Raw genomic sequence first — 6,542 nt, 5'->3', positions numbered from 1 at the left:
TCATGCCCTATAAGCTCTTTGAATTCCTCATCAGACATTTCGACGTCGTATGCACATCCGCAATTCACAAAGCCGACGATCTCGCCTTCGACCTCAAGAACAAGGAAACCATCGGGATAGACCTCGATTCTCTTTGCTATCTTTTCGAGGGTAGCCGCTTCGCCGCCTTCATAGGCATCAGTCTCGATCTCAAAGCATCGAATTGCATCAGAGGGTTGAGCGTTTCGAAATCTGTTCATGCATTTACACTAAGAACGATGGGTCAAGTTGTATAGCCGCCGTCGGTATTGCTAGCACCATTGCTCAATCTGCGCTCGGCGCAGACACTCTCTGCACCTACCCCTGGCGGCGGCTTTGCGGGCAATGTTGCCCTAGGCGCGGACACATGCTTTTCATTCCACAACAACGCAGCACACCCTTGACCGTAATCAGTTGCACATTTAGTCAAGTTTGATCTGCCCGCTGGGACGACCCGGCCAAGCAAGGGCGTTTTTTTCAGGACGACCTGGCAAATTAGAGGTCGAACATGACAACTAAAACCAAACAAGCCAGGAAACTGATCGAGGGTAGACCTGCCCTAATCGTAATCGACATTCAAAAGAGCACATTTATTGATGACAGCGAAGTACGCTCCATCGACAACATGCCGGGCTACAAAGATCGCATGATCGCTGCACGTGATTTGGTTGACGCCGCGCATGAGAGCAAAGTGCCAGTCATTTTCATCCAAGAAGTCCATCGTCCCGATAGGATAGACTTCGGCCGTGAGCTGGATGGTGACGAAGACATACACTGTCTCGAAGGTGATCCAAGAACGGAAGTTGCAAAAGATGAGATGGGATATCGCAAAGGTGACTACATCGTACCGAAGCGACGGTATTCTGCATTTTTTGGCACCGATTTCGAAATCCTGCTGCGAGGTTTAAAGATAGACACACTTTTGTTGTGCGGCGGGCTAACAGATGTTTGTGTGCACTACACATTCGTCGATGGCCACCAATCAGACTACTTCTGCCGCGTTGTAGAGGACTGTGTTGGCGGGTCCTCTGTCCAAGCCCATGAAGCTGCTCTCAAAGCTATGGAGTATCTTCAAACCGGGGCGGTTCAGAACCGAGAAGCAGTGATCAAGGCCATCTCGTCGCTATAAATTGCAATCGAACCGCTAGTACCAGTTGGCGTGCGGAAACGGGCGGAGATTTTTGTCGCTTGAACGCCTTGGACTTGCCCGTTCGATGCAGAAGGAAGCGGCAATTTCAGTACAATCCTTTGAGTTTGCGACTATGGCCCTTTAAAACTTCGATTGCATCGTAATCCAGCCGTCGGCGATTTAAATGCGAATATGACTATAGATAGTGAAGCTAACGCTTAGACAATCGCTGATGCCCTGACCTCTGCCGAGCAGATTTCCAAACTGCCTTCTGAGGCAGATCAGCTAGCGCTCCAATCTGTCACAGCCAACAGATTGGAGCGCTAGCTGATCTGAGCAAGAGAACGCCGAAAAAGCCGTAGGCTCATTAGTAACAAAGCAACTCCTAACAACGTCATCCAAACGAATTCCGGCCAGACAGTCTCAATACCAGCGCCTTTGAAAACAATAGCCTGACTGGCTGACATGTAATGGCGTGACGGCAAAACTAAAGTACCTGCCTGCAACCACGCCGGCTGACCTTCAATTGGGGTCTCTCCACCTGACAGCATTAGCATTGGCAGCACAATCAACATAACCAGAAGCGCAAACTGCGCCATAGAGCGTGCAATGGTTGCCAGAAACACCCCAAGCGCCGTCGCAGTAAAAAGAAACAACGCCGTGCCAACCAAAAACAACATCTTGGATCCAGCTATATTGATGCCCAAGGAACCCTGCATCACAAAGGTTAGTGAAAGACCAGCCGCGACCAAAACCACCGCTGCATTCGCCCAAATTTTGGCAATGGCAATGTCAAATGGAGCAAGAGGCATGGCCAGGAGATGTTCAATGGTCCCGTGCTCTCGCTCTCTAATCATTGCCGCTCCGGTCAATATAGTTGTGAGCCACATGATCTGGCCGATCAAAGCGACGATACCAGCAAAACGTAAAGTATCTCTATTTGGGTTGAAGGCGCTTCTAAGAATGACACTGATTGAGGCAGCATCTACTAGATCGATACCAATTGCATAGCGATGTATTTCAGCGCTCAAGATACTGGTGATGTAGTTTGCACCAATACCGGCCTGTTCCATGGCGGTTGCGTCAATAAGAACTTGAATCTCCGGACGGCGCCCTGCGCGCAGATCCTTTTCGAATCCGGGGGGCACAGCCACAACGAAAATAAAGCGCCCAGCATCCATGTACGCAGGTCCTTTTCCGGGTTCGATTTGGACGACCGGTTGGAACTCTGGTGGGAAAAACGCTGTGGCAAGTGCTCGAGAAAGTGGCGAGTCGTCTTCATCCGCAAACGCTATCGAGGCGTTGTTTACAGAACTTGCCACTCCCGTTGCTTCCATGATCGGGGCCAGCGTGAACGACCAGACCAACAATGCCATCATCACCCAATCACGGCGCAGGCTCATCACTTCCTTCAAACCTAGCCAGAATATGCAGTAGAAGCGCTGCATTCACTTCTCCTGCGCCCGAAGACATACGGCTGCGATCAGTGTCAGAACTGGTCCGAAGCAGGCGAGGGCCAGAATGTCCGGCGCAAGGGCCTCCCAACCCAAACCTTTAGTGAAGGCACCAACGTTTAGGTGTAGGAAATATGAGGAAGGCCAAAGTGAGCCCACCACTTGTGCGCCTCCTTCAAGCGTTGAAACAGGTTGCAACAGACCTGAGAACTGGATTGTTGGGACAACTGAGGCGATGGCAGTTGCAAATGTCGCGGCCACCTGACTGGATGTCATTGTAGCGATCAACAGCCCGTAGGATGTCGTTGCCCAAACGTAGAGAAGGGCACCAACAGCCAAAGGGAAAGGATTTCCTTTTAGCGGCACCCCGAAAAGAAAAACGGTCATTCCGGCCAAAAGCAGAAAATTTGCGTAGGCGATCAAAATGTACGGAATTTGTTTGCCAACTAAAAATTCAAGCCGCGTGGTTGGTGTCACGTAGAAATTGACAACTGACCCCAGTTCTCGTTCCCTTGCTACGCTTACGGCAGTCAAAACAGCTGGCAACATAATCAGTAAGATAGCAGGCATTGCCGGAGCCATCGCGGCGATACTTTCAAAGCTCTGATTGTAGCGAAACCGAGGTTCGATCCTGGCGATATCCATCTGGCTTTTGCCATTGTTAAGGGCATATTCCGCGAGAAATGATTGGTGCAATCCGGAAACATAACCTTCAACCGTCTCACCCTTAAATGGGATAGCACCGTCTACAGTTGCAAGTATCTGGGTTGGTTCACCCGTACTCATCTTTCGGTCAAAGTCAGGTGGTAACTCAACAACCAGAGAGACCTCACCTGACACTAGACGGTCGCGCCCTTCGCTGGCGCTTTGCAGCGGCGATGTGGCTTTAAAGTAGGACGATCCGGCGAATTCAGCCGCATAAGCACGACTCTCCGGCCCCTGAGAAAGGTCAAGTACCGCGAATTCAAGCTCATCGATATCCAGCGTAATTCCAAAGCAAAAAACCAACATTAGAATAGCAGAACCCAGAAACGCGAAAGCCAGACGCACCGGGTCACGAGCTACTTCAACGGTCTCGCGCCGCGCATAAGCCAATACACGAGAAAACGCTCCTCCCCCGGCGTGGGATCTGGCCCTAAAACCGACCTCTGGCGCGACAACAGAGACTGGTTTTTCTGCTGCTTCCAATATCGAAATGAAGGCGTCTTCAAGGTTTTCCGCCCCTTCAACGGCGATCAGTTCAGCCGGAGTACCTTCCGCTAGAACTCTACCAGCATGCATAAACGAAACGCGATCACAGCGTTCCGCCTCACCCATGAAATGAGTGGACACAAAGATCGTTACCGACTCATTTCGCGACAGCTCAATCAACAAGTCCCAGAAGGAATCGCGCGCCTCTGGATCCACACCGGATGTTGGTTCGTCGAGTATTAGCACCCGCGGACGGTGGATCACTGCTACGGCTAGCGACAGTCGCTGTTTAATCCCTAGAGGCAGTGCCGTCGCCAACGTATGCCGGTGCTCTTCGAGCCCAAAGCGCTCAGTGAGTTCCGAAACACGCTGTTCTCGGTCGGCAATTGCAAATATCCGCGCATGCAATTGTAGGTTCTGATGGACCGACAACTCGCCATACAAGGAAAAGGCCTGGCTCATGTAGCCTATTTCACGCCTCATTTTTCGGTCATATGCATCGACAGGATTGCCAAACAGCAGTGCTTCACCTGAGCTGGATGGTAACAAGCCAGTCAACATCTTCATTGTCGTGGACTTGCCGCAACCGTTTGATCCTAGAAACCCGAATATCTCTCCGCGATTGATTGTGAAGTCGACGTTGTCTACGGCCGTGAAATCACCAAAGCGTCGTGTCAGTCCACGCGCAACTATCACTGGGCTTGCTTCGATCTTCCCATTCGTTTTGTTTTTCCCCGCCGGTTCAACAGGCAACTCCCGTGCTCTCAGACGCCGATATGCAATTTCGAGGTCGTCATCACTCCCTTTCAATTCGGCGGGCTTCCCATGAAAGATGACTTGACCCGCGTCCATCGCGACAATCCGGTCAAAACCGTCGGCTTCTTCCATGTACGCCGTTGAAACCAATACCGACAGTTCGGGGCTTTTTGCTCGGATTGCATCAATCAAAGCCCAGAACTGCCGACGCGACAACGGGTCGACCCCGGTCGTTGGCTCATCCAAAACCAAAAGTTTGGGGTCATGGATTAACGCACAGCAAAGACCTAGTTTTTGCTTCATCCCACCCGAGAGCTTGCCCATCAGACGGTCTTCAAACTGCGCAAGCCCTGTCGCAGCCAATAGCGCTGCGATACGGTCATCCCGCTCTGAATGCCCTTGAGCAAAGAGACCTGAGAAGAACTCAAGGTTCTCGCGTACAGACAGCTCCGTATACAGGTTTCGACCCAGCCCTTGCGGCATGAACGCGATGGCTGGGCAAATGCTGTGTCGATGACCAGAATCGCCAATCGGGCCGCCTAAAACGTCGATACTGCCGGATTGCAGTTTCTTTGCGCCGGTGATCAAACCAAGTAGTGTAGACTTTCCCACCCCATCCGGCCCGACAAAGCCAACAAGCTGGCCGCCTGGCAGTTCTAACGAAACAGAATCCAATGCGACATGCTTGCGATAACGGTGCGTAACACCTGAAATGTGAATATCGCAGGCGTCATCCTCTACTCTCATTCGAACAGCTCTTCTGGGATGCGTTGTTCAAGCGCCTCAGGCCAAGCAGCGGCTGGGTTCAGCCGGATCACCGCGACACCGCGCAGACCGGTTTTGACGTGCTCAATCCGACTTTCAATCAAGTCTATTGGGATACGGACGCGAACGCGAAAAACCAGTTGCTCTCGCTCATCCAGGGTTTCGACCTGTTTGGGGGTGAATTGTGCCTCGGGAGAAACAAAGCTCACGTATGCAGGTATCGCATATTCCGGCAAAGCGTCGAGCACGATGCGAGCCTCAGCTCCAATGGGCAAAAGTCCGGCTTCACGCGCCGGAAGAAAAACTTCCATGTAAACATTCTCAAGGCCAAGAATAGTCAGGATCGGTTCGCCCGCGCCAACCACCTCTCCGGGTTCTGCAAGCCGGTAAAGCACGCGTCCGGGCAAAGGTGCCACTAGAGCGCTGTCTTCAATCTGTGCCTCAATTCTGCGCACTTCCGCCTCAGCGGCAGCAATACGGCTTTCTGCGGTTGCAACTCGGGCTTTGGCGGCGCCCAATACTGCTGTTGCAACCTTATGAGTGGTATCGCGATCTTCAAAAATAGTTTTGGAGATGTTTTGTCCTGCCAGCAACGCCGTGGCACGATCAAGCTCTTGCTCGGCCCTACGCTGTTCGCTTTCGCGTTGCACTACGAGCGCTTCTGCTTCGGCCCTTGTCTGATTTGCCAAGGCTACTTCGGCTCTAGCCCGGTCCAGGGCGGCAGATAGCTCATCTATGTCCATTTCGGCCAGGATTTGACCGGCTGCAACCATACTGCCCTCTGTTGCCGTTACCTTCGCAACCCGACCTGCATTAGTTGGTGCTATTTCGACTTGTTCCGCTTCAACCCGCCCGTTTCCTTGCACAAATCCGACCGGCAATTCATCGCCATCCTCGGCAACAACGACATACAGCAACGCACCAGCAATTACTAAACCAGCCAAAATAAGAAAAACCGATAGGTTTTTGGTCATAGCGTTTCACCTGAAACAGGGTTTCTGGCGCAGAGTTTAGTATCTTAAGAGACTCAAAGCCTTGTTTTGGATCAAAACCGATCCGGGCATCTCAATTCCAAGCAATTGTTTGTATGAACACTGGTTTGGGTGTTGCAGGCTCTTTCGCGGTAGGTCGGAAGAAGTAGACGTGAAGCGTTTTTGCTATCAGTTTGGTATTGAAGAGGGTTTTTCTAGCACGCAATTGCAGTCGCGACTGACCTGCTGCGCACTACA

4 protein-coding genes and 1 pseudogene are annotated in these 6,542 nt (G+C 51.7%); 1 reads left to right on the top strand and 4 read right to left on the bottom strand.

From position 1 onward, the window contains the following. A pseudogene (locus tag ACR0I1_RS19560) lies at nt 1-239 on the bottom strand (GNAT family N-acetyltransferase); the annotation flags it as partial. Between the two features lie 287 nt (nt 240-526). Here ACR0I1_RS19560 and ACR0I1_RS19555 point away from each other — a divergent pair. Further along, entirely contained in the window at nt 527-1,147 is a 621-nt protein-coding gene (locus ACR0I1_RS19555; RefSeq protein ID WP_480707595.1) for a cysteine hydrolase family protein, read from the top strand. A 323-nt stretch (nt 1,148-1,470) separates the two neighbouring features. Here the strand turns inward: ACR0I1_RS19555 and ACR0I1_RS19550 are convergent, their stop codons facing one another. The 3 genes from ACR0I1_RS19550 to ACR0I1_RS19540 are packed head-to-tail and all read right to left on the bottom strand — an operon-like array spanning nt 1,471 to nt 6,287. After that, on the bottom strand, nt 1,471-2,595 hold the full coding sequence (locus tag ACR0I1_RS19550; protein ID WP_480707594.1) for an ABC transporter permease: 1,125 nt from the start codon (nt 2,593-2,595) through the stop codon (nt 1,471-1,473). After that, the gene (gene rbbA / locus ACR0I1_RS19545) at nt 2,596-5,295 is read right to left on the bottom strand and encodes a ribosome-associated ATPase/putative transporter RbbA (protein WP_480707593.1); all 2,700 of its coding nucleotides are present in this window, start codon (nt 5,293-5,295) and stop codon (nt 2,596-2,598) included. It abuts the gene before it with no gap. After that, on the bottom strand, nt 5,292-6,287 hold the full coding sequence (locus ACR0I1_RS19540; RefSeq protein ID WP_480707592.1) for an HlyD family secretion protein: 996 nt from the start codon (nt 6,285-6,287) through the stop codon (nt 5,292-5,294). The genes rbbA and ACR0I1_RS19540 overlap by 4 nt, the downstream gene beginning before the upstream one ends. Between the last annotated feature and the right edge of the window lie 255 nt (nt 6,288-6,542).

The organism is Ruegeria sp. B11 (assembly GCF_056539785.1).
The sequence above is the reverse complement of the archived record's forward strand: the minus strand, read 5'-3'. Positions and strand labels throughout refer to the sequence as shown.

Excerpts from the sequence above, each read along its gene's own strand:
- ACR0I1_RS19555 (WP_480707595.1), top strand. The coding sequence starts at position 527 with ATGACAACTAAAACCAAACAAGCCAGGAAACTGATCGAGGGTAGACCT.
- ACR0I1_RS19550 (WP_480707594.1), bottom strand. The coding sequence starts at position 2,595 with ATGCAGCGCTTCTACTGCATATTCTGGCTAGGTTTGAAGGAAGTGATG.
- rbbA (WP_480707593.1), bottom strand. The coding sequence starts at position 5,295 with ATGAGAGTAGAGGATGACGCCTGCGATATTCACATTTCAGGTGTTACG.
- ACR0I1_RS19540 (WP_480707592.1), bottom strand. The coding sequence starts at position 6,287 with ATGACCAAAAACCTATCGGTTTTTCTTATTTTGGCTGGTTTAGTAATT.